The sequence below is a fragment of the Streptomyces sp. NBC_01477 genome, assembly GCF_036227245.1.
Classification (GTDB): domain Bacteria; phylum Actinomycetota; class Actinomycetes; order Streptomycetales; family Streptomycetaceae; genus Actinacidiphila.
Genome location: NZ_CP109445.1, coordinates 701,757 through 724,421, shown reverse-complemented (window position 1 = coordinate 724,421; position 22,665 = coordinate 701,757). Strand labels below are relative to the sequence as shown.

At 71.9% G+C, this 22,665-nt stretch carries 15 protein-coding genes; 9 read left to right on the top strand and 6 right to left on the bottom strand.

The features are described from left to right. Positions 1 to 17 precede the first annotated feature (17 nt). From OHA86_RS02885 to OHA86_RS02855, 7 genes are all read left to right on the top strand, one after another. Entirely contained in the window at positions 18 to 788 is a 771-nt protein-coding gene (locus tag OHA86_RS02885; RefSeq protein ID WP_329172183.1) for a 2,3-dihydro-2,3-dihydroxybenzoate dehydrogenase, read from the top strand. Positions 789 to 813: 25 nt separating this feature from the next. Further along, positions 814 to 1,464 (top strand): isochorismatase family protein, encoded by a 651-nt coding sequence (locus OHA86_RS02880; protein WP_329172181.1) that lies wholly within the window; start codon positions 814 to 816, stop codon positions 1,462 to 1,464. Continuing rightward, entirely contained in the window at positions 1,461 to 3,425 is a 1,965-nt protein-coding gene (locus OHA86_RS02875) for an anthranilate synthase family protein (protein WP_329172180.1), read from the top strand. Before OHA86_RS02880 ends, OHA86_RS02875 begins: the two co-directional genes overlap by 4 nt. A 284-nt stretch (positions 3,426 to 3,709) precedes the next feature. Then, a complete protein-coding gene (locus OHA86_RS02870; RefSeq protein ID WP_329172178.1) occupies positions 3,710 to 4,939 on the top strand; it encodes a thiolase family protein in 1,230 nt (409 codons plus the stop codon). Further along, on the top strand, positions 4,939 to 6,498 hold the full coding sequence (locus tag OHA86_RS02865) for a class I adenylate-forming enzyme family protein (protein WP_329172175.1): 1,560 nt from the start codon (positions 4,939 to 4,941) through the stop codon (positions 6,496 to 6,498). Before OHA86_RS02870 ends, OHA86_RS02865 begins: the two co-directional genes overlap by 1 nt. A gap of 836 nt (positions 6,499 to 7,334) precedes the next feature. Then, a complete protein-coding gene (locus OHA86_RS02860; RefSeq protein ID WP_329172173.1) occupies positions 7,335 to 10,175 on the top strand; it encodes a discoidin domain-containing protein in 2,841 nt (946 codons plus the stop codon). A 219-nt stretch (positions 10,176 to 10,394) separates the two neighbouring features. Next, positions 10,395 to 12,191 carry an adenylyl cyclase gene (locus OHA86_RS02855; RefSeq protein WP_329172172.1) on the top strand — a complete coding sequence of 599 codons (1,797 nt, stop codon included), beginning with the start codon at positions 10,395 to 10,397 and terminating at the stop codon, positions 12,189 to 12,191. A 108-nt stretch (positions 12,192 to 12,299) separates the two neighbouring features. Here the strand turns inward: OHA86_RS02855 and OHA86_RS02850 are convergent, their stop codons facing one another. After that, the gene (locus OHA86_RS02850) at positions 12,300 to 13,727 is read right to left on the bottom strand and encodes an RICIN domain-containing protein (RefSeq protein ID WP_329172170.1); all 1,428 of its coding nucleotides are present in this window, start codon (positions 13,725 to 13,727) and stop codon (positions 12,300 to 12,302) included. A 396-nt stretch (positions 13,728 to 14,123) separates the two neighbouring features. Between OHA86_RS02850 and OHA86_RS02845 the strand changes: the two genes are divergently transcribed. Beyond that, complete coding sequence (locus tag OHA86_RS02845) at positions 14,124 to 15,116, top strand: LacI family DNA-binding transcriptional regulator (RefSeq protein WP_329172168.1); 993 nt, start codon at positions 14,124 to 14,126, stop codon at positions 15,114 to 15,116. Between the two features lie 148 nt (positions 15,117 to 15,264). Continuing rightward, entirely contained in the window at positions 15,265 to 17,013 is a 1,749-nt protein-coding gene (locus tag OHA86_RS02840) for a glycoside hydrolase family 35 protein (RefSeq protein WP_329172166.1), read from the top strand. Positions 17,014 to 17,334: 321 nt separating this feature from the next. Here OHA86_RS02840 and OHA86_RS02835 read toward each other — a convergent pair whose 3' ends face one another. From OHA86_RS02835 to OHA86_RS02815, 5 genes are read right to left on the bottom strand one after another with little or no spacing between them, the layout of a single operon-like run. Continuing rightward, complete coding sequence (locus OHA86_RS02835) at positions 17,335 to 18,297, bottom strand: NAD-dependent epimerase/dehydratase family protein (protein WP_329172164.1); 963 nt, start codon at positions 18,295 to 18,297, stop codon at positions 17,335 to 17,337. A gap of 35 nt (positions 18,298 to 18,332) precedes the next feature. After that, the gene (locus OHA86_RS02830; protein ID WP_329172163.1) at positions 18,333 to 19,289 is read right to left on the bottom strand and encodes an ATP-binding cassette domain-containing protein; all 957 of its coding nucleotides are present in this window, start codon (positions 19,287 to 19,289) and stop codon (positions 18,333 to 18,335) included. Positions 19,290 to 19,328: 39 nt separating this feature from the next. Further along, positions 19,329 to 20,093: an ABC transporter permease gene (locus OHA86_RS02825; protein ID WP_329172162.1), complete on the bottom strand. Its 765-nt coding sequence runs from the start codon at positions 20,091 to 20,093 to the stop codon at positions 19,329 to 19,331. Between the two features lies 1 nt (position 20,094). Further along, on the bottom strand, positions 20,095 to 21,246 hold the full coding sequence (locus OHA86_RS02820; RefSeq protein ID WP_329172160.1) for a glycosyltransferase: 1,152 nt from the start codon (positions 21,244 to 21,246) through the stop codon (positions 20,095 to 20,097). Then, the gene (locus tag OHA86_RS02815; protein WP_329172159.1) at positions 21,246 to 22,430 is read right to left on the bottom strand and encodes a methyltransferase domain-containing protein; all 1,185 of its coding nucleotides are present in this window, start codon (positions 22,428 to 22,430) and stop codon (positions 21,246 to 21,248) included. Before OHA86_RS02815 ends, OHA86_RS02820 begins: the two co-directional genes overlap by 1 nt. Positions 22,431 to 22,665: the final 235 nt, after the last annotated feature.

Below are 22,665 nucleotides of genomic sequence, written 5' to 3'. Positions count from 1 at the left end.
GGAGAGGAGTTCCGCCGATGAAGGACACGATCGCGGTGGTGACCGGCGCGGCAGGCGGCATCGGGGTTGCGGTGGCCGAGGCGCTGGCCGTACGCGGCGCCACCGTCGCGCTGCTTGACCGGGACGCCGACCGGCTGGCGGTGGTGGCCAAGGAGCTGCGGGGGGCGGGCCACCGGGCCGAGGCCTTCCCGGTCGACGTCACCTCCAGCGCGGAGGTCGAAGCGGTGGTCGGGGCCGTCGAGGAGCAGCTCGGCCCGGTCGACCGGCTCGTCAACGGGGCCGGGGTGATGCGCTCCGGTCCCATCGACGGCTTCGCCGACGAGGACTGGCAGGCGGTGTTCGCCGTCAACACGACCGGTGTCTTCCACATGTCGCGTGCCGTCGTGCGCCGGATGAAGCAGCGGCGGCGCGGCGCGCTGGTCACGATCGCCTCCAACGCCGCGGGCACCGCGCGGATGGACATGGCCGCCTACGCGGCGTCCAAGGCCGCCTCGTCCATGTTCACCAAGTGCCTCGGCCTGGAGGCCGCCGCCTACGGCATCCGCTGCAATGTGGTCGCGCCCGGCTCGACCGACACCCCCATGCTGACCGGGCTGTACGACGCCGAGTCCGCGGCCCGCTCCTCGATCGAGGGCGTGCCAGGGGCGTACCGGCTGGGCATCCCGCTGGCGAAGGTGGCCCGCCCCCAGGACGTCGCCGACGCCGTCCTGTTTCTGCTGTCCGACGAGGCGTCGCACATCACGATGCACCACCTCACCGTCGACGGCGGGGCCACGCTCGGCGTGTGACCCCTGCCATGGAAAGGAGTCGGTTGTGGCCATCCCCGCGATCGAGCCGTACCCGATGCCCGCAGAAGGCGACCTGCCCGCCAACACGGCCTCGTGGTCGGTCGATCCGTCCCGTGCCGCACTGCTCGTGCACGACATGCAGTACTACTTCCTGCGGCCCTTCCCGGCCGGCCGGTCGCCCGTCGACGCGCTGGTCCGCAACGCGGTCCGGCTCCGGCAGACCTGCGCCCGGCTCGGCATCCCGGTCGCCTACACCGCCCAGCCGGGCGACATGACCGAGCAGCAGCGCGGACTGCTCAAGGACTTCTGGGGACCCGGCATGACCGCCGGGCCGCGGGACCGCGCCGTCGTCGACGAACTGGCGCCGGCCGCGGACGACACGGTGTTCACCAAGTGGCGGCCGAGCGCCTTCTTCCGCACCAGCCTGCTTGACCTGCTCCGGGACACCGGACGCGACCAGCTGATCGTGTGCGGGGTGTACGCCCACGTCGGGATCCTGATGACCACCGGGGAGGCGTACGCCCACGACATCCAGACGTTCGTCGTGGCCGACGCCGTCGCCGACTTCACCCTGGCCGACCACCGCATGACCCTCGAGTACGTCGCGACGCGGTGCGGCATGGCGCTGCGCACCGACACCGTGCTCCAGCAGCTGGAGGAGGCGAGCCGCTCATGAACCCGGGCGCCGGCGAGGTGCTTCCCGGCAGACCGCACGCGCTCCTGGCGAAGGTGCTGGGCGGCCAGCCGCCGCCGTTCGCCCTGCTGCACCGGCCGCAGGCCACCGGCGCCGACCGGCTGGAGCTGATGGTGGGGACGGTGTCCGAGCCCGCCTCGCTCGCCGAACTCCCCATACCGCAGGGCACCGGCGCGAACCAGCACGGCGTCCTGGCCGTCCTGCCCTACCGGCAGCTGGCCGAACGCGGCTACACCTGCCCCGACGACGGCACCCCGCTGCTCGCCCTCACGATCGAGGAGCAGTGCGGCCTGTCCCGCCAGGAGGTCCTCCAGCACGTCCCCGACCTGCCGATCAGCATGGACGAGCACGGCTTCGACATCGACGACGAGTCCTACGCCCGCACGGTCCGCCGGATCATCCAGGACGAGATCGGCCGGGGGACCGGCGCCAACTTCGTCTTCCGGCGCAGCTACCGGGCGGAGCTGGCGGACTGGTCCGCGGCCACGGCCCTGGCCTTCTTCCGCCGGCTGCTCCAGCGCGAGACCGGCGCCTACTGGACGTTCCTGATCCACACCGGCGACCGGTGCCTCATCGGCGCGACCCCGGAACGGCACGTGAGCCTGGACGGCGGCGCCGTGACGATGAACCCGATCAGCGGCACGTACCGCTATCCCGAGGGCGGCGCCGACCCCGACGGGGTGATGGGCTTCCTGCGCGACACCAAGGAGTCCGACGAGCTGTTCATGGTCCTCGACGAGGAACTCAAGATGATGGGCCGGGTGTGCGACCGCGGCGGCCGGGTGCGCGGCCCGTACCTCAAGGAGATGAAGCGCCTCGCGCACACCGAGTACCTCATCGAGGGCTCCAGCAGCCGCGGGGTGCGCGACATCCTCCACGAGACGCTGTTCGCGCCGACGGTGACCGGCAGCCCGCTGGAGAGCGCGTGCCGGGTCATCAACAAGTACGAGCCCCACGGCCGCGGCTACTACAGCGGGGTGGCCGCCCTCATCGGCCGGGACGGCGGCGGCGACACCGTCCTGGACTCCTCCATCCTCATCCGCACCGCCGAGGTCGACCGGGCGGGCGCGCTCACCATCGGCGTCGGCGCCACCCTGGTCAGGCACTCCTCCCCGCAGGCCGAGGTCGCCGAGACCTGGGTGAAGGCGGCCGGCCTGCTGTCCGCCCTGCGCAGCGACCCCGAGCCCGCCCGCACCGCGGCTCAGCACGCCGCCGGGCCGCCGCCGGGACCGCTGCTGGGCGCCCACCCCGACGTGGTGGCCGCGCTGGCGACCCGCAACGCCACCCTGGCCGACTTCTGGCTGGCCGACCCCGACGGCCGCGGCCGGCCCGCCGACGGGCTGGCCGGCCGGCGGCTCCTCGTGGTCGACGCGGAGGACACCTTCACCTCGATGGCCCGGCACTGCCTGGCGTCGCTGGGCCTGGACGTGACGGTGCGCCGCTTCGACGAGCCGTACACGCTCGACGACCAGGACTTCGTGATCGTCGGGCCGGGACCGGGGGACCCGCAGGAGCGCAGCGACCCCAAGATCGCGCACCTGCGGGACCTGTCGCTGCGGCTGCTGGAGTCCGGCACGCCCTTCCTCGCGGTGTGCCTCGGCCACCAGGTGCTCAGTTCGCTGCTGGGGCTCGACATCGTCCGCAAGCCGAAGCCCAACCAGGGCTCCCAGCAGAAGATCGACTTCTTCGGCCGCCCGGAGCTGGTCGGCTTCTACAACACCTTCGCCGCGCGCTCGGCCGCACCCACCCTGGACTGCCCCTTCCGCGGCGGCACGATCCGGGTCTGCCACGACCCCGGCAGCGGTGAGGTGCACGGACTCCGCGGACCCGGCTATGCCTCCGTGCAGTTCCATCCGGTTTCGGTCCTGACGCGCAACGGAACCGCTATCCTGCGCGAACTCCTGGTCGGCGCACTGGAGGTGGACAGCCCGCAGGCGAAGTGAATGGAGAGTACGCGTTTTCCACCGGGCAGTTGCCCCTGTCCGGTGGCCCCGCCGAATCGGTGGGGCACCCCTGCGGAATCACCGGCTCCGCCTCCGCGGCGGCCCAACGGGCCTGGTACAGAAGAAAGTGAACGGAACGGATGCGTATGCCGGACATCAATGGATCTTTTTCCAGCCGATATCGACCGAGGCTCAGCGTGTGGGATATTGTTCGTTTACTTGTTTACGTCAGCGTCATCGCACTGACACGACGGACAAGGTCCCCTCAGGCAAAGGAGCTGGTCGTGGCGGAGCCCGTGTGGATCGTCGGGGTGGGGATGACGCGGTTCGGCCGCCACACCGACCTCAGCGTGCCGGAGTTAACGGCTCAGGCGGTCCGGGAGGCGCTGGCCGACGCGGGCCTTGAGCAGCGCCTGATCGAGGCGGCGTTCTTCGGCAACACGACCCAGGGCGCGCTCGAGGGCCAGCTCATGATCGGCGGTCAGATCGCGCTGCGCGGCATGGGGTTCGAGCGGATCCCGATCTTCAACGTCGAGAACGCCTGCGCCACCGGCGCCGCCGCGCTGCACCTGGCGGTCAACCAGGTACGCGCCGGCGCCGTCGACATCGCGCTGGCCGTCGGTGTGGAGAAGATGAACGTGCCCGACCGCGAACGGGCCATGGCGGTCTTCGAGGGCGCCTACGACGTGTCGGACCCGGCCGGGCTGTCCGCGACGCTGACCGCGCTCGGCGGCGAGGTCGACAACTCCGGCGCAGGCAAGCGCAGCGTCTTCATGGACATCTACGCGGCCATGGCGCGGGCGCACATGAACGAGTTCGGCACCACCCAGCGGCAGATCGCCGTCGTCGCGGCGAAGAACCACCGGCACGCCATGCACAACGACAAGGCGCACCACAGGACACCGCTCACCGTCGAGGACATCCTCGCCGCCCGGCCGCTGTCGTTCCCGCTCACGGTGCCGATGTGTGCGCCGATCACCGACGGGGCGGCGGCGGTCGTGGTGTGCGGACAGCGCGGGTTGCAGCGACTGACCGGTTCCGGCCGGGGCGTACGCGTCCTGGCCTGCGCGGTCGGCACCGGCGTCGAGCGGTCACTGGACGCGTCGGACCAGCACATCATCCGGCTGCTGGCCGGGCGAGCATACGAGGAGGCCGGCGTGGGGCCGGAGGACATCGACGTGGCAGAGGTGCACGACGCCACGGCGTTCAGCGAGATCCAGCTGACGGAGCTGCTCGGGCTGTGCGAGCCCGGCGGCGGCGGCCGGGCCGCCGAGACCGGCGTCACGACGCTGGGCGGACGCCTCCCGGTCAACCCGTCAGGCGGGCTGGAGTCGAAGGGGCACCCGCTCGGCGCGACCGGCCTGGGCCAGGTGTACGAGCTGGTCCAGCAGTTGCGCGGTGAGAGCGGCGTACGGCAGGTGCCCGGCGCGCGGGTCGCGATCGCGGAGAACGGCGGAGGGTTCTACGCGGGCGAGGAAGCGGTCTCCGCCATCACGGTTCTCGGGGGTGTCTGATGGCGATCATCGACTTTTTCGACCGGGGCTGGCGGCTCAACCCCAACGGCACCGCGTACATCGGCGGCGAGCGCAGCTGGACCTTCACCGAGGCGAGGAAGCTGTCCTGCCGGATCGCCCACGCGCTCGGGAAGTCCGGCGTCGCCCGGGAGTCCAAGGCGGGCGTGCTGTCGCCGAACGACCCCGCCGCCTGGATCTGCGTGCTCGGCATATGGCGGGCCGGGCTGGCCTGGGTACCGCTCAACCCCACCGTCCCGGCCACCGAACTCCAGCACGTGATCGACACCTTCGACTGCGAGGTGCTGTTCTACCACCCCTCGATGGCGGCCACCGTGGCCGAACTGGCGCCCTCGCTGCCCCAGGTCAAGCACTACATCTGCCTGGAGGACGACGAGGCCTCGGGGAATCCCTCGCTGGCCGAGTGGATATCCGGCCAGCCCGACACGCAGCCCGACGTCCGCTACGACATGGACGACGTGGCGGCCATCTTCTCCACCGGCGGGACCACCGGGCTGCCCAAGGGCGTCATGAACACCCACCGGTCCTTCTCGGTGTGCCTGGCGCACTTCCTGATAGCCCTGCAATACCGCGCCGACGAGCACATCATCAACCTGGCCGCGCTGCCGATGACCCACGCGGCCGGCGTGTTCAGCCTCGCCGCCACGGCACGCGGCGGCACGGTGGTCGTGCTGCCCAGGGCGGATCCGAGCGCCATCCTCGACGCGATCGGGCGGCACCGCGTCACCGAGCTGTTCCTCGCGCCCACCGTGGTCTACCGGGTGATGGAGGCGCCGGATCTCGCGGAGGCCGACCTCTCCTCCCTGCACTACCTGCTGTACGCCGCGGCCCCGATGTCGACGGACAAGCTCCGCCGCGCCCTTGAGATCTTCGGCCCGATCATGGCGGACTGCTACGGCCTGGTGGAGTCCTTCGCCGGCATATCCTTCCTGCGCCCCGAGGAGCACTTCATCAACGGCGAGGTCGCCCCCGACTCGCGGCTGGCGTCGTGCGGACGGCCGAACCCCCTGATCAGCGTCGAGATCCACGACAACGACGACCGGCCGCTGCCGGCGGGGGAGTCCGGCGAGATCTGCGTCAGCGGCGACCTGGTGATGAAGGGCTACTACAAGGCGCCGGAGAAGACGGCCGAGACCGTCATCGACGGATGGCTGCACACCGGCGACATCGGCCACCTCGACCACGAGGGCTACCTGTTCATCACCGACCGCAAGAAGGACATGATCATCTCCGGCGGGATGAACATCTACCCGAGCGAGATCGAGCAGGTCATCTGGAGCCACCCGGCCGTGCAGGACTGCGCCGTGATCGGCGTACCGCACGAGGACTGGGGCGAGGCGGTCACCGCGGTCGTGGAGCTCAACCCCGGCGCCGAGGTCGACGCCGACGAGCTGATCGCGCTGTGCAAGGAGAAGGTCGGCAGGGTCCGCGCCCCCAAGCGGGTGGAGTTCGTCGAGTCGCTGCCCCGCAGCGGCAACGGCAAGGTCCTCAAGCGGGCCGTCCGCGAGCAGTACTGGGCCGGCCAGTCCCGGCAGATCTGACCGCCCCGCCGCCGGCGGGCTGACCGGACGAAGCGGTTTTACGGGATCGGTGGTGCCCGATAGGGGTGCCACCGGTCCCGCCTGAGCCATGCCGGACGAATTCCGGCCGACCCCGTCCGCTCTCACCGGCTTCCCGGCTTCCCGGCTTCCCGGCCGGCTGGCCCGAATGGGCACCCGCGCCGGGCTATTCCGCGCTTCGGCCCTGGCGGACGGATCGGCCTTTCGGATTTCGGTGGCCGGAATTACCTGCGCACCATGCGGTGGCCTCGCCTCTCGGCTTTCGGATCCGGGCCCGCTGTCAGCGACCGCCATTCGGTGTTCCGTGCCCGATCAGCGGCCGGCCGGCTCATGGCGCATATGTCCCACCGCATCCCCGCAAACGGGTAACTGTGCCGCCTTCCCGTCAGGCGGGCCGGTTCTTCCGTACGACCCACGATGACGCGATCGGCGCGACCTGCTCCTGCGGCCACCGTGCCGGGCGGGGCCCGCGCGGTGCCGGTCACGCGGTCCGTGCTGCCCGCTCACGTATGTGACCACGTGTGCCACGATTCTTCCAACGGGTTGCGCGAGTTTTCCTCGATTCCGTTCATATCTTGTGTCCGGAGCCTTGTGGGCCCCTGCGGTGCTCTGTACGGTGTGCGTGATTCAAGCCGGGCACGGTGCCTGACGGCATGTCAGTGTCGCGGAGCCGCGAAAAGATCACCGGTCCCGGCACCGCACGTGGGGGCCGCCAGGCCGCCGGCGGTGCGGGGGTGCCGAGCTGTGTGCGGGCCCCGGCGGGCGCCGAGGCCTTTCCGATTCCCGAGGAGCACCCGATGCAAGGGCTCTCAAGAGGTATGCGCCTGGCCCCCGTCCGGCGCCGTGCGGCGGCGGCCGTGGTCGCCCTGGCCGCCGTGACCGGTATGGCGTGGACGGCCGCCGCGCCGGCCGGCGCCGCCGCACCGCACACCGGACAGGCCGCGCGCACCGCGCAGGCCGTCCGTGCGCCGTCGCCCGCCGCGGCCCCGGCCGCGGCAGCCGCGGCGGGTGCCACGACGCCGTTCACCAGCTACGAGGCCGAGGCGGGTGCCCTGGGCGGGGGCGCCACGGCGGTGTCGCTGACCGCGGCGCCGACGACGCAGTTCTCGAGCGCGACACTTGAGGCGTCCGGGCACGCGTACGTCCACCTCGCCGGCACCGGGCAGTCCGTGCAGTGGACCAACGCCACCGGGCAGCCGATCAGCTACCTCAACATCCGGGCCAGCATCCCCGACTCGGCCTCGGGCGGCGGGATCACCGGGACGCTCGACCTGTACGTCAACGGGACCTTCCGGCAGGCGCTGAACTTCAACTCCAAGCAGACCTGGGTCTACGAGGGCAACAACAACTACAACACCAGCGACAACCAGAACCCGGCGGACGGCAGCCCGCGGGTGTTCTTCGACGAGTCGCACGCCTTCGTCACCGGCGCGCCGATCGCCGCGGGCAGCACCTTCTCCCTGGTGAAGGACTCGGCGAACACCGCGGCCTTCTACGACGTCGACGTCGTGGACGTGGAGAACCCGCCGGCGCCGCTCCCGCAGCCCGCGAACTCGATCTCCATCACCAGCTGCGGCGCGGTGGCGGACAACACGCCCACCAACGGCGCGGCCGACAGCGCGTCGGCCGACAGCCGCGCGGCCATCCAGAACTGCATCGGCCAGGCGCAGTCGCAGGGCAAGATCCTGTGGATCCCGCAGGGCACCTTCTACGTGAAGGGCACGTCGGGGCTGACCGCCACGGGCATCACGATCGCCGGGGCCGGGCAGTGGTACAGCACCGTCTACCGCGATGTGCCGGTACCCAACAGCACCCCGCTGGGCGCCCTGTTCCAGGTGACCTCGTGCACCGTCCAGGACTTCCACATCGACGCCAACGCGGTCAGCCGCAGCACCATCGGCGGTGACGGCGGCGCGATGGACACCACCGGCACCAACTGGGTGGCCAGCGGCATCTGGACCCAGCACACCATGTCCGGCTTCTGGGCCTCCGGTACCGGCGGAACGGTCAGGAACAGCCGTCTGACGTCGATCTGGGCCGACGGGATCAACCTCAACAACGTCTCGCTCAACGCGACGTCCGGCAACAACCTCACCGCGACCAACAACTTCGTGCGCGGCACCGGCGACGACGCCATGGCCATCAACTCGGTCAACTACAACACCAACGGCGACGGTTCGAAGACGTACTACAACCCGATGACGAACATCACCTTCACCCACAACACCACGATCGCACCGTGGGGCGGCAAGGGCATCGGGATCTACGGCGGCAGCGGCCACCTGGTCAGCGGCAACTACATCAGCGACACCGCCCGCTACATCGGCCTGGGGGCCGGCCGGTTCGGCGTCAACGGCAGCGACCTGCTCTCCGCGACCGTGTCGGACAACGTCGTGGTCAGGTCCGGCGGCAACGCCTACAGCCAGGGCCAGCCCGCCCTGCACATCGGCAACGGCGGCGACGGCCAGAACACCGGCACGGTCGACCATGTCACCGCCACCGGCAACACCGTCGCCAACTCGCTCTACGACGCCGTCGGCTTCTCCACCTCGACCAACACCCAGCTGCAGAACACCACCATCACCAACCCGGGCCGCAACGGCGTCGCCATCTCACCGCCGTTCTACCCCGCGCCCACCGGCTCCGCCACGATCACCGGCAACACCCTGACCGGACTCAAGCCGGGCAACACCGCGTACGTCAACAACTCCAGCGGCTTCACCGCCACGCTGAGCAACAACAGCTGGCAGGGCACCACGACGCCCGAGACCCCGTACGGCGGCACCCCCGCCGCCGTCCCCGGTACCGTGCAGGCGGAGAACTACGACACCGGAGGCCAGGGCGTCGCCTACAACGTCACCTCGGTCAACGGCAATGCCAACTCCTACCGCTCCGACGGCGTCGACCTGGAGGCGACCTCGGACACCGGCGGCGGCTACAACCTCGGCTGGACCACGGGCGGTCAGTGGTTCCGCTACACCGTCAACGTGGCCACGGCCGGGACCTACTCGCTGAACCTGCGCGTCGCCGCCCCCGCCGCCGTCAGCGGCGCGCTGCACCTGTCCAACGCCGCCGGCGCCAACCTGAGCGGCGCGGTCACCGTACCCGCCACCGGCGACTGGCAGACCTGGGGCACGGCCACCGCCACCGTCACCCTCCCCGCCGGGCAGCAGGTCCTGACGCTCAACCAGGACAACGGCGGATGGAACCTCAACTCCCTCACCTTCGCCGCCGGCGCCCCCGCCACCACGAACCTGGCGGCGGGCAAGCCCGCCAGTGCTGCCAGCGTCAACCAGACGTACAGCGCGTCGAACGTGACGGACGGCAACCAGGACACCTACTGGGAGAGCGCCAACAGCGCCTTCCCGCAGTGGGTGCAGGTGGACCTCGGCTCGGCGCGCAGCGCCGGCCGGATCGTCCTGCAGCTCCCCGCGGGCTGGGGCGCGCGCACCCAGACGCTGTCCGTCCAGGGCAGCACCGACAACAGCGCCTTCACCACCGTGCTGGCGTCGGCCGCCCGGACCTTCGACCCGGCCACGGGCAACACGGTGACCCTCACCTTCCCCGCGACCACCCAGCGCTACTTCCGGGTGAACATCACGGCCAACACGGGCTGGCCGGCCGGCCAGATCTCCGAGGTCCAGATCTGGACCTCGTGATCCGGGCTGCTCCCACGACGACGGTGCCGCCGGGCGCGCAAGCCGCCCCGGCGGCACCGCCGTGTCCGGACCGTCCGCCCTTCGCGCCCAACCGAGTTATGACCGTCGCCCGTATTGACGCTGCATGGGCACGATGATTCACTCCGTCTCTGAGAGCGCTCTCACGCGGCCCAGGACCAGCCGCACATCTCCTCCCCACCCACCACTCCAGGGAGAGCCGTGACCGTCATTCCCACTCGCCGCACCATGCTCCGCGGGGCAGCAGTCGCCGCCGCCGCGGTGCCGCTGGCCGGCGGCATCTCCACCGGGTCAGCCGTCGCCTCCTCGCCCGCGCACCGGGACGCCGGCCTGGGGCCGAACGTCCTCGTCTTCGACCCGTCCATGGGCGACGCGGCGATCCAGGCGAAGGTCGACGCCGTCTTCGCCACCCAGCAGTCCAACCAGTTCGGCACGGAGCGGTACGCGCTGGCCTTCAAGCCGGGCACCTACCACGTCGACGTCAACGTCGGCTTCTACACCCATGTGCTCGGGCTCGGCGACAGCCCCGACGACGTCGTGATCAACGGGCACGTCACGGTCGACGCCCAGTGGCTGGAGGGCAACGGCACACAGAACTTCTGGCGTGCCGCGGAGAACCTGAGCATCGTGCCGCCGGACGGGCTGGAGCGCTGGGCCGTCGCCCAGGCCGGCCCGATGCGCCGCGTCCACGTCAAGGGCAACATGACCCTGTGGCCGAGCCCGCCCGGCAACCAGTGGTCCAGCGGCGGCTTCCTGGCCGACAGCGTGGTGGACGGCCAGGTCGAGTCCGGCTCGCAGCAGCAGTGGCTGTCCCGCAACGACACCTTCGACAGCTGGACCGGCTCCAACTGGAACATGGTCTTCGTCGGCACCCAGGGCGCCCCCGCCCAGAGCTTCCCCACCCCGCCCTTCACGGTGGTCGACCGGACCCCGGTCGTCCGGGAGAAGCCCTTCCTGACCGTGGACCGGCACGGCTCCTACAGCGTCTTCGTGCCCGCGCTCCGCCGCGACAGCGTCGGCACCACCTGGGCCCACCGGCGGGCCGAGGGACACAGCATCGCGCTGTCCCGCTTCCACGTGGCCAAGCCCGGCGACTCCGCCACGGAGATCAACCGGGCACTCGCCCGCGGCCGGCACGTCCTGTTCACCCCGGGCATCCACCCGCTGTCCTCGCCGCTGCGGGTGACCCGCCCCGGCACCGTCATCCTCGGGCTGGGCCTGGCCACCCTCCGGTCCACGCACGGCAATTCCCTGATCGAGGTCGCCGACGTCGGCGGCGTCACCGTCGCCGGCGTGCTCCTGGAGGCCGCCTCGGCCCGTACCCCCGTACTGCTCCGGGTCGGCCACGGCCCCAGCCGGATCAGGCACACCGCCGACCCCACCGCGCTCTTCGACGTCTACGCCCGTATCGGCGGCGCGCTGCCCGGCGGCGCGACCGTCAGCGTCCAGCTCGACAGCAACGACGTGATCTGCGACAACATCTGGCTCTGGCGCGCCGACCACGGCGACGACGGCACCGTCGGATGGTCGGTCAACCCGGCCGACACCGGCTTCCTCGTCAACGGCGACCACGTCACCGCCTACGCCCTGGCGGTGGAGCACTACCAGAAGTACGAGGTGCTCTGGAACGGCAACCACGGCCGCACGTACTTCTTCCAGAACGAGCACCCCTACGACGTCCCCACCCAGGCCGCCTGGGTCCACGGCGCCACCAACGGCTACGCGGCGTACAAGGTCGGCGACCGGGTCACCGACCACCACGCCTGGGGGCTGGGCAGCTACTGCTTCTTCAACCTGGAGGCGAACATCTACACCGACCGCGCCTACGAGGTCCCCGACACCCCCGGCGTCGTCTTCACCGACCTGATGACGGTCTGCCTCAACGGTGCGGGAGGCGGCGGCATCCTGCACTGCATCAACAACGCCGGCGACCCCGTCCAGAACGGCTTCGGCACCTTCAACATGAAGGGCTACGCGAACGGCGTCGGGAGCGTCTGACACCCCGCGACACCCCCCGACCGGGCGCGGCCCCCTCCGGGCCGCGCCCGATCCTTGCGTCCTGCGCGGCGGGCACCGGCCCCGGGCGGTGCCCGCCGCGGGCGCCGTTCAGCCCAGTGTCCAGGTCTGGTTGCCGCCGCCCGTCGCGCTCCACTGCTCGACCAGCGCGCCGTCGGCGGTGGACGCGCTGACGACGTCGGCGAGCAGGCCGCTGGTGAGATTCACCAGGACGTAGCCGGCGCCGGACCCGGAGGTGTAGTCGCCGGTGGCCTGGAGGGCCCACTTCTGGTTGCTGCCGCCGTTGCAGGTCCAGATGTCCAGCCGGGTGCCGGTGGCGGTGGACCCGTCCGGGGTCTCCAGGCACTTGCCGCTGCCCGCGCCGGTGACCGTGTAGACGTTGTCGCCGGTCCTGTGCAGGGTCCACTGCTGGTTCTGCTGGCCGTTCGCGCTCCACTGGTCCACCGCGGTGCCGTCCGCGGTGGCCTGGCCCACGGCGTCGAGCACCTTGCCGCTGCCCGCGGAGGTCAGGCGGCGGGTGCCGTCCGCCGGGTTGCTGGTGCCGGTCCAGGTGCCCGCCGTGACGTCAAGGGTCCAGGAATTCTGCCAGCCGGCCTCGGCGGTGGCGCCGCTGAGGGTCAGCGGCAGCCAGACCATCGGTGAGGAGCCGAGGTCGCCGGTGGTCCAGCGGTCCGCCGCGAAGACGTACGCCGTGCCGGAAGCGCCCTGCACCGGGATCACGTTGGCGGTCTGGCTGTTGTACGTGTGGGTGCCGGCGGGGGTGAAGGGGCGGAACGCGGACCAGGGGCCCGTCAGCGAGGTGGCGGTCGCGTAGACGTTGTCGTTGGTGGACCAGCCGGACAGCGAGGAGCCGAAGACGTAGTAGCGGCCGTTCGCCTTGACCATGGCGGGCGCCTCGTAGTCGGGGAACGTCTGCACGGTGGCGGTGACCGACAGGTAGTCGGCCGACAGCCGGTCGACGCGCAGACCGTTGGCCCGGTCCTCGGTCAGCAGGTACGCCGACCCGTCGCTGTCCTGGAACAGCCCGATGTCACGGCTCTGGAAGCCCAGCGGCTGGAAGCTGCTCCGGTATGTGTACGGGCCGCAGGGCGTGGCGCTGGTGGCCACCCCGGCCTTGGCCTCGCCGTAACTGCTGCTGTCGATGTGCAGGTACATCACATAGGTGTGCGTCGCGGCGTTGTAGATGACCTTGGGGCGCTCCACGACACGGTTCGGGCCGAGGTCCCCGCTGGCCTGGCGGATGAGGGCGTCGGCCTGGCGGGTCCAGTGGGACAGGTCGGACGAGCTGTAGCAGGTGATGGACTGGAAGGCGGCGTTCGAGGACGATTCGCCGGCCTTGTTCTCGCCGAAGCCGTACCAGGTCGAGCCGGACTTGACGATGCCCAGGCCGTGCAGCTGGAGGGGTGTGCCCGAGCTGTCCTGCCACGCGGCCCCGGGCGTGAAGGTGCTCGTGGCGGCGGCGGCGTGCGCGGGCGGCGCGGCGACGGCGCCGGCGACGGCCAGCAGCAGTGCCGCCATGGTGGCGCAGAGGCACCAGAGCCGTCGCTGACGCGCACGCGCCGTCCATGACGACGTGCCGGACAAGAGGAGCATGGCGACCTCGCAGGGAGAGGAAGGGTGGGGGGAGTGCTCGCTCACTCGCGGATGATTGCGTAAACATCTGCGCTGTGAGGGGAGTGTTGCCCGGCCGGCCGGGCCCGTCAAGGGTCCGCGCACGCATCCCCCGGCGAGGCCGCGGCGCCGCGGAGATCCGGACCGGCAGGCCCTAGACTGTCTTGTCCGCGTGCCGGCGCCGGCACGTAGGTTGATCCCGTACGAGGTGCGAGCAGCAGCGTGAAGAAGAGCGGTACGGCCGGCACGGCAGGCGGCGGGGGTGCGCAACCGTCCTCGGCTCCGCGCCGGCGCGGGGCGTCCATGGCCGACGTGGCCCGGCTCGCCGGTGTGTCCGCGCAGACCGTCTCCCGGGTGTCCAACGGCTTCCCCGGCGTGGTGGAGTCCACCCGGCAGCAGGTGCTCGCCGCGATGAAGGAGCTGGGCTACCGGCCCAACAGTGCCGCCCGGGCGCTCAAGAGCGGCCGTTTCCACACCATCGGCGTGATCATGTTCAACCTGTCCACCACGGGCAACACCCGCACGCTGGAGGCGATCGCGACCTCCGCCGCGGCCGAGGGTTACGCGATCACGCTGCTGCCGGTGGCCGTGCCCACCCAGGACGGCCTGCGCGGGGCGTTCACCCGGCTGGGCGAACTGGCCGTGGACGGCATCGTCATCCTCATGGAGGCCCACCTGCTGGACGCCGCTACCGTGACGCTGCCGCCGCGCGCGCATGTCGTCGTCATCGACTCCAACGCCGGCGACCGCTACTGCGTGGTCGACACCGACCAGGTCGGCGGCGCCAGGACGGCCGTGGAGCACCTGCTCGCCCTCGGGCACCACACGGTGCGGCACATCGCGGGTCCCGCCGACTCCTACTCGGCCGAGCGCCGGGTGGAGGCGTGGCGCGCGGTCCTGCGGGAACGCGGCCGGGCGGCCTCGGAGCCGCTGCGCGGCGACTGGTCCGCCGAGTCCGGCTACCGGGCGGGGCTGCGGCTGGCCGCCGACCGGGACTGCACCGCCGTCTTCGCCGCCAACGACCAGATGGCGCTCGGCCTGCTGCGCGCGCTGTCCGAGCGGGGCCGCCGGGTGCCGCAGGACGTCAGCGTCGTCGGCTTCGACGACATTCCGGAGGCGTCGTCCTTCATCCCGCCGCTCACCACCGTCCACCAGGACTTCTCCGAGGTCGGACGGCGCTGTGTGGACGGCGTGCTGCGGCAGATCCGCAACGACCGGGAGGAGACCGGCACCACGCTGGTGCCGACCCGGCTGGTCCTGCGGGGCAGCACCGCCGAGCCGTCCCGGCGTTCCTGACGGCGTATCGCCGTACGGGTCCGCGGGCCACCGGGTGGCGCCTTGACATGCCGCTCACCGGCTGGGCAGACTCGCAGCCGTCGATGGTTACGCAAACATCTCCCCGGCAGCCTCCGGCGCCGCACCCGGAAAGAGCAGGCAATCCCCCATGCCCGAACTGCGGATCGACCCCGACGGCTTCCTCCTCGACGGCGAGCCGTTCCGCATCCTGTCCGGCGGGCTGCACTACTTCCGGGTGCATCCCGGGCAGTGGGCGGACCGGCTGGCGAAGGCGCGGCATCTGGGCCTGAACACCGTCGAGACCTACATCCCGTGGAATCTCCACCAGCCCGCCCCCGGCGCACCGCGGATGGACGGCGGCCTCGACCTGCCGCGCTTCCTGGACCTGGCGGCGGAGCAGGGCCTGCACGTGCTGCTGCGCCCGGGACCGTACATCTGCGCGGAATGGGACGGCGGCGGGCTGCCGTCCTGGCTGCTGGCCGAGCCCGGGATCCGGCTGCGCAGCACCGACCCGCGCTATCTGGACGCGGTGGACGCCTGGTTCGGCGCCCTGCTGCCGTGCCTGACGCCGTATCTGGCCACCCGCGGCGGACCGGTGCTCGCGGTGCAGGTCGAGAACGAGTACGGCGCCCATGGCGACGACCAGGACTACCTGACGCACCTGGCCGGGCTGCTGCGCGGGCACGGCGTCGACGTCCCGCTGTTCACCTGCGACCAGCCGGGCGACCTGGCCCGCGGCAGCATCCCCGGGGTGCTGGCCACCGTGAACTTCGACACCGGCGCCGCAGGGCACCTCGCCGCGCTGCGCGCCCACCAGCCGCAGGGACCGCTGATGGTCACCGAGTTCTGGAGCGGCTGGTTCGACCGCTGGGGCGCCGCCCGCACCGTCCGCGGCGCCGCCGACGCCGCGGCGGAACTGGACGCGGCGCTGACCGCGGGAGCCAGCGTGAACCTCTACATGTTCCACGGCGGCACCAACTTCGGCTTCACCAACGGCGCGAACCGCAAGCACACCTACCGCCCGACCGTCACCTCCTACGACTACGACGCGCCGCTCGACGAGTCCGGCGACCCCACGCCGAAATACGCCGCCTTCCGCGAGGTCATCGCCCGCCACGCGCCCGTCCCCGACGCCCCGGCCCCCGAACCGTCCAGGAAGCTGAACGTGCCCGGCATCCGGCTGGGGGAGAGCGCGTCGCTGCTGGCCTGCGCCGACCGGCTGGGCGAGGCGGTGGCAGGACCGCGCCCGCTGGCCATGGAGGAACTGGGGCAGGACTTCGGCTTCGTCCTCTACGCCGCCCGGCTGCCCGCCGCGGGGCCGGCCCACCTGCGGCTCGACGGTGTCCGCGACCGGGCCCAGGTCTTCGTCGACAGGCAGCCGGTCGGCGTCCTGGAGCGGGAGAGCGACCACCGGGCGCTGACCTTCACCGTGCCGTCCGCAGGCGCGCGGCTGGAGGTGCTGGTCGAGAACCAGGGGCGGGTCAACTACGGCCCCGGCATCGCCGACCGCAAGGGCCTGCTCGGCGAGGCGCGGCTGAACGGCGAGCCGCTCGGCGAGTGGACCAGCCGCCCGATCGGCCTCGCTGACCCGGGCGCGCCGGCCTACCGCCCCACGCAGGCCGCCCCGGTCGGCCCCGCCTTCTACCGCGGCGCCTTCACCGTGGAGGAGCCCGCCGACACCTTCCTCGACCTCGCGGGATGGACGAAGGGTAACGCCTGGATCAACGGCTTCCCCCTGGGCCGCTACTGGTCGCGCGGCCCGCAGCGGCGGCTCTATGTGCCGGGGCCGGTACTGCGGGCCGGCGCCAACGAGATCGTCGTGCTCGAACTGCACGCCACCGCGGACGCCGGCGTCGATCTGCGCGACACCCCGGATCTCGGTCCGACCCAGGAGTGAGCCGGCCGGCGGCCCGCCCGCTCGGATGCGGGGTTCCGTTCCTGGTGTGGTTGCGCAACCATGGTGCGGGTGGGCCGGCAGTGCCTCTGTCGGCCCACCCCGCCCACTCTCACGGGCCGGCTCGCGCCCGCCCCGCGCCAGTCTTCGGCGCCCCGGCCTCGCGGCCGACCCCGCGGGCCGGCCGCGCGCTCGGCCCGCTTCTGTTCGGCGCCCGTCCCCCGTCGCCCCGAGGCACCGGTGGCGCGGTCGGCCGCGCGGTCGGCGGCGCGGTCGGCCGCCCGCGGCTCCAACCCGCAGCCGCCCGGCCCGGCAAGCGCCCGCTCAGCCCGCCGCAGCCGTGAGGCGGGAGAACCAGTCGATGGTCATCGCCAGGCCCTTGTCGAAGTCCACGGCCGGCTCCCAGCCGAGCACCGCCCGCGCCAGCGCGATGTCGGGCCGCCGCAGCCCCGGGTCGTCCACGGGCCGCTCGACGAAGACGATGGGCGACGCCGAGCCGCACAGGTCACGGATTCTGTGCGCCAGGCCGAGGATGCTCAGCTCGACCGGGTTGCCCAGGTTCACCGGCCCCGGATGCCGTGCGGTGGCGGCGGCGAGGATGCCGCTGACGGTGTCCTCGACGTAGCAGACGGACCTGGTCTGCGTGCCGTCCCCGGCGACCGTCAGCGGCAGCCCGGCGAGCGCCTGGGTGATGAACGTCGGCACCGCCCGGCCGTCGGTGGGCCGCATGCGCGGGCCGTAGGTGTTGAAGAGCCGGACGATGACGGTGTCCACGCCCCGGGCGGTCCGGTAGGCCGTGGTCAGCGCCTCGGCGAAGCGCTTGGCCTCGTCGTACTGGCTGCGCGGGCCCACCGGGTTGACGTTGCCCCAGTACGACTCGGTCTGCGGGTGCACGAGCGGGTCGCCGTAGACCTCCGAGGTGGAGGCCAGCAGGAAGCGGGCGCCCTTGCGCTGGGCGAGGTCCAGGGCGTTCGCCGTGCCGTGGGCGCCCGCCCTGAGCGTCTCGATCGGATGCCGGGTGTAGTCGTGCGGCGAGGCGGGCGACGCCAGGTGCAGGACCAGGTCGACCGGCCCCGGCACGTCGAAAGGCTCGGAGACGTCCCTGACCTCCAGGCTGAAACCCGGATCGCCCGACAGCCCGCGGACGTTGTCCGCGCTGCCGGTGAGCAGGTTGTCGACGCAGACGACCTGCGCCCCCTCCTCCCGCAGCCGGTCGCACAGGTGCGATCCGACAAAGCCGGCGCCGCCTGTGACCACCGCGCGGCGCACCGTCAGGGCCCCGGCCATGTCCGTCTCCTTCGTTCTCGCACCGCGTGTCATGGTCAGGACTCCCGCAGCGACCGGCCGGTCCTGGTCAGGAACACGTCGTCCAGCGTGGGCCGGTGCAGCTCGATGGTGGCCAGCTCGACGCCGACGTCGGCCAGCGCCCGCATGATCTGCGGCATCGCGGTCTCGCCCGCGTCCACCGACAGGCGCAGCCCGCCCTCCTCGCGCACCTCGGCCGACCGTACGCAGTCCTGCTCGGTGAGTACGGCGACGGCCTTGTCCGTGTGGTCGGCGACTTCGAGGGTGACCACCTCGCCGTCGATGCCCCGCTTGAGCTCGGTCGGGGTCCCCTCCGCCACGATCCCGCCGCCGTCAATGATGGCGATCCGGTCGCACAGCGCGTCCGCCTCGTCCAGGTAGTGCGTCGTCAGGAAGACGGTCATGCCCTCGGACCGCAGCCGGCGGATCTCGTCCCACATGTGCGCGCGGCTCTGCGGGTCGAGCCCCGAGGTCGGCTCGTCCAGGAAGAGGACCCTGGGCCGGTGGACGACGCCGAGCGCGATGTCGACCCGGCGGCGCTGACCGCCGGAGTAGGTGCGGCAGTGGCGGTCGGCGTAGGCGGTCAGGTCGAAGGCGTCCAGCGCGCCCGCGGCTCTTTGCTGCGCCTCGGCCTTGCCGACGCCGTGCATCCTGGCCTGCATGACCAGCTCCTCACGGGCCGTCACGCTGTCCCAGGTGCCGCCGCCCTGGGCGACGTAGCCGATGTTCCGGCGGACCGCGGCCTGCGCCGTCCGCAGATCGGCCCCGGCGATGACGGCCTCGCCGCCGTCGGGCGGCAGCAGGGTGGCGAGCATCCGCAAGGTGGTGGTCTTGCCTGCGCCGTTCGGGCCGAGGAAGCCGAAGATCTCGCCCTCGGCGACGGTCAGGTCCAGGCCCGCCACCGCCTCCACGGTCGTGGACTTGCGGCGCCGCCCGGTTCGATAGGACTTCCGCAGTCCCCTGGTCTCAATCATCGAGGCGTCCTTGTCGTGTACGGGCATGGGGGGTGGAGATCAGCGCACGGAGCGGGCGAAGAGACGGGCCGACCACGCCAGGGCCAGCAGTGCGACGCCGGCCATCAGCGCGAGGCTCTGCCAGACCGAGGCGTCGCCCGCGTGCCCGGCGAACAGCGCCCGCATACCGACCACCGCGCGGCTGAACGGGATCCAGTCCGACGTCCGCCGCAGCCAGAGCGGCGCCAGGGCCAGCGGCAGCAGCGTCCCCGACAGCAGCATCAGCGGCTGGGCGATGTTGTTCACCACCTGGCCCAGCGCGTTGGGATCGCTCACCTTGAGCGCGATCCCGTACGAGATGGCCGAGCTGCTGAGCGTGATCAGCGCCAGCAGGGCGTACGCGAGCAGCAGGTCCTGGATGTGGACGAACAGGCCGAGCGGCATCGCGAGCACGATGATGATGGCCGCCTGGACCACCAGGGTGACCACATCGCGCAGCGTCCGGCCGAGCAGCAGCGCCACCCTGCTGACCGGGGTCACCCGGGCGCGTTCGATGACACCGGACGCCAGCTCGGCGAGCAGGCCGAAGCCGACGTAGAGGCCGCCGCCCAGCGCCAGGGCGACGAGCATCCCCGGCACGTAGATGCGGTAGGCGTCGGTCATCGAGTCGGCGCCCATGGAGGCGAGCGCGGGTTTGAGCAGCGGTGCGAACAGCGCCAGATACACGACCGGCTGGGCCACGCCCAGCAGGATCGACAGCGGTGACCTGCGCAGCAGCAGCATGTGCCGCTGGAAGACCAGCCAGGTGTCACGGAGCGTCTTCACGTCAGTGCGTTCCCATTCCTTCGAGATGCCGGGCCGCCGCCGCTGCGCCGCCCGCGGCGGCGAAGGACTCGCGCACCCGGTGCGCCGCGGCGCGGTAGGAGGGGTCGTCGAGCACGGCGAGCAGGTTCTCGCGCAGCGGCCCGGGCCGTACGCTGGCGAACCTGACCCGCCGGCCGGCGCCGGCCGCCGCCACCTGGGCGGCGTTGATGGGCTGGTCGCCCTTGATCGGTGCGACGACCAGCGGCACACCGTGGGCCAGCGCTTCGCATACGGTGTTCAGCCCGCCGTGGCTGACGACCGCGTCGAGCCGCGGCATCAGCTCCAGCACCGGCACCCGGGAGCGGACCAGGACGTCGTGCTCCGGCGGGTCGCGGACCGTACCGTCCGGCGCCACGACGATCGCCTGGACGCGGCGGCCGAGCGGACGCAGCGCCTCGACGACCCGCGCGTGGAAGTCCTCGGCGAGGTCCATCGACAGGGTGCCCACGCTGACCAGGACGAGGCGGCGCCCGGGGTCGATCCACTCCCACGGGAAGGCGGTGTCCGGGGCGCGCGGGGACAGCGCCGGGCCCACCAGGACGGCGTTGTCCGGCCAGGGGAGCGGGCCGGTCAGGGCGCTGCCGGTGAAGGCGATCAGCAGGTGCGGCGAGAAGCGCAGGTCGTGCGGCGGCTCCCCGGCCATGCCCGCCGCGGTCCATATCGCCGCCATCCGCTGGTGGATCCACGCCTCGACCTTGGGCAGCGAGCGGTACGGGCGGGTGAGTTCCATGGTGGTCGGCGCCATGCTCGCCCAGGGCAGCCCGGCCCGGTGCGCGGCGACCGCGCCGGCCACGGCGTGCTGGTCCACCGCGATGACGTCGGGGCGGAAGGCGGCCACCGCGCGTTCGATGCCCGGCAGCGTCGTCCTCGCGTGCGGGACGATGTACCCGTCCCACCGCGACTTGGCCGCGGCCATCCCCCGGTCGGCCTGCCCACGGTGCGCCCGCAGCGGGATCGGCGCGATCGCGGCGTCCGGGCCGAGGACGGGCCGCAGGAACGACTCGGAGCCCGCCCACAGCACCTCGTGCCCGCGTTCGGCCAGTTCCCTGGACACCGCGGCCATCGGGTGCACATGACCGGTCAGCGGCAGGGAGACGAAGAGGTAGCGGCCCATCAGCCACCGTCTGCGGGCTGCTGCGTACCGCCTTGCCGGGTGGCGACGTAGCCGGCCACGTCGGCGACGGTCAGGGCGATGATCCGGTCGATGTCGAGCGTCGCGACGTATTCCACGAGGTCGATCCGGTCCCCGTAGCGCTCCCGCAGCGCCAGGCTCCAGGCCGCCAACTCGTGGCTCTCCGCCAGGAGGTCGCCGTCGACGCGGGTGCCGGGGCCGACGCGGTCCAGCCAGGCGTCGTCCTCGCCGACGATCTCCCGGAGCAGGTCGGCGATCGGGCGGACCAGCGCGGCCACCTCCGTGTCACGCGGCTGCGGCCTGGTGGCCCGCAGCGCGCCGTAGGTGATGACGCCGGTGTCGAAGCCCTTCTTCATCAGCGGGCCGGCGTGGAAGAAGCCCAGCACGTCCACACCGCGTTCGCGGGCCAGCTGCCGCATCACGGACCTGCCCTGTTCGAACTGCTTGATCTGCGCGAAGGACGGGTCCCAGGAGTTGGCCACGGCCGCGCTCCAGTCCACGGCGGCGACCTCGGTGAAGCCGGCCGCGCGGGCCAGCGACTCGTGCTCCTCCAGCGACGAGAAGTCGGGCATGACCTGGTGCTGGAGGATCTGCCGGACCAGATCGCGCTCGTCCTCGTCCAACTCGCCGTCGCGCACCGACCAGGTGGCGACGGCGAGCGTGCCGCCCGGGCGCAGCAGGCGCAGCGCCTCGGCGAAGAAGGCGGGCCTGTCGGGGATGTGCATCAGGCTCTCCAGCGCCCAGACCACGTCGAAGGCCTCGTCCGGGTAGCCGGTGGCGAGCGCGTCGCGCCGGTGGAAGCGGGCGCGGTCGGCGACCCCCGCGGCCTGCGCCTTCTCGTTGGCCCTGGCCGCCTGCCTGGCGCTCAGGGTGACGCCTTCGACCCGGCAGCCCATCGCCCCGGCCAGGTGCAGCGCAGGACCGCCGATGCCGCAGCCGACGTCCAGGACCTTCGACCCGGCGGGGACGCCGGTGAAGCCGACCAGCTCGTGGACCAGCCGGTCGGTGGCGGCATGGCGGTCCGCCCCGTTGACGCCGGGGACCTCTCCGGGGTCCCAGAAACCGTGGTGGACGTGTTCGCCCCACAGATCCTCGTACAGGTCAAGGGTGATGTCGTAGTAGCGCTCCACGGCCGTGTTCAGGCCGGCGTCGATCCCAGTTTCCACTGATGGCCAATCCTCGAAAGCTGGCAGAAATACGGAATACGAAGGCAGCACAAATAGGGCCGTCAGCTCCGACCGTGTGGATCAGTAATTGGTCTAGTCCGCACAGGAGTGCGGGTCTGCAAGTTTTTGCGCCCGATTATTGCGTGCGGCGGTGCGTGGCGCAGTACAGGAAGGAGTGCTCGAGAAGCGCGCGGAGGAGTGCGCGAAGTGCGGGCCGGGAGGGCGGCCGCAAGGA

Coding starts and splice junctions, on each gene's coding strand:
- OHA86_RS02885 (WP_329172183.1), top strand. CDS start 18: ATGAAGGACACGATCGCGGTGGTGACCGGCGCGGCAGGCGGCATCGGG.
- OHA86_RS02845 (WP_329172168.1), top strand. CDS start 14,124: ATGGCCGACGTGGCCCGGCTCGCCGGTGTGTCCGCGCAGACCGTCTCC.
- OHA86_RS02875 (WP_329172180.1), top strand. CDS start 1,461: ATGAACCCGGGCGCCGGCGAGGTGCTTCCCGGCAGACCGCACGCGCTC.
- OHA86_RS02860 (WP_329172173.1), top strand. CDS start 7,335: ATGCGCCTGGCCCCCGTCCGGCGCCGTGCGGCGGCGGCCGTGGTCGCC.
- OHA86_RS02830 (WP_329172163.1), bottom strand. CDS start 19,289: ATGATTGAGACCAGGGGACTGCGGAAGTCCTATCGAACCGGGCGGCGC.
- OHA86_RS02865 (WP_329172175.1), top strand. CDS start 4,939: ATGGCGATCATCGACTTTTTCGACCGGGGCTGGCGGCTCAACCCCAAC.
- OHA86_RS02820 (WP_329172160.1), bottom strand. CDS start 21,246: ATGGGCCGCTACCTCTTCGTCTCCCTGCCGCTGACCGGTCATGTGCAC.
- OHA86_RS02850 (WP_329172170.1), bottom strand. CDS start 13,727: ATGGCGGCACTGCTGCTGGCCGTCGCCGGCGCCGTCGCCGCGCCGCCC.
- OHA86_RS02840 (WP_329172166.1), top strand. CDS start 15,265: ATGCCCGAACTGCGGATCGACCCCGACGGCTTCCTCCTCGACGGCGAG.
- OHA86_RS02835 (WP_329172164.1), bottom strand. CDS start 18,297: ATGGCCGGGGCCCTGACGGTGCGCCGCGCGGTGGTCACAGGCGGCGCC.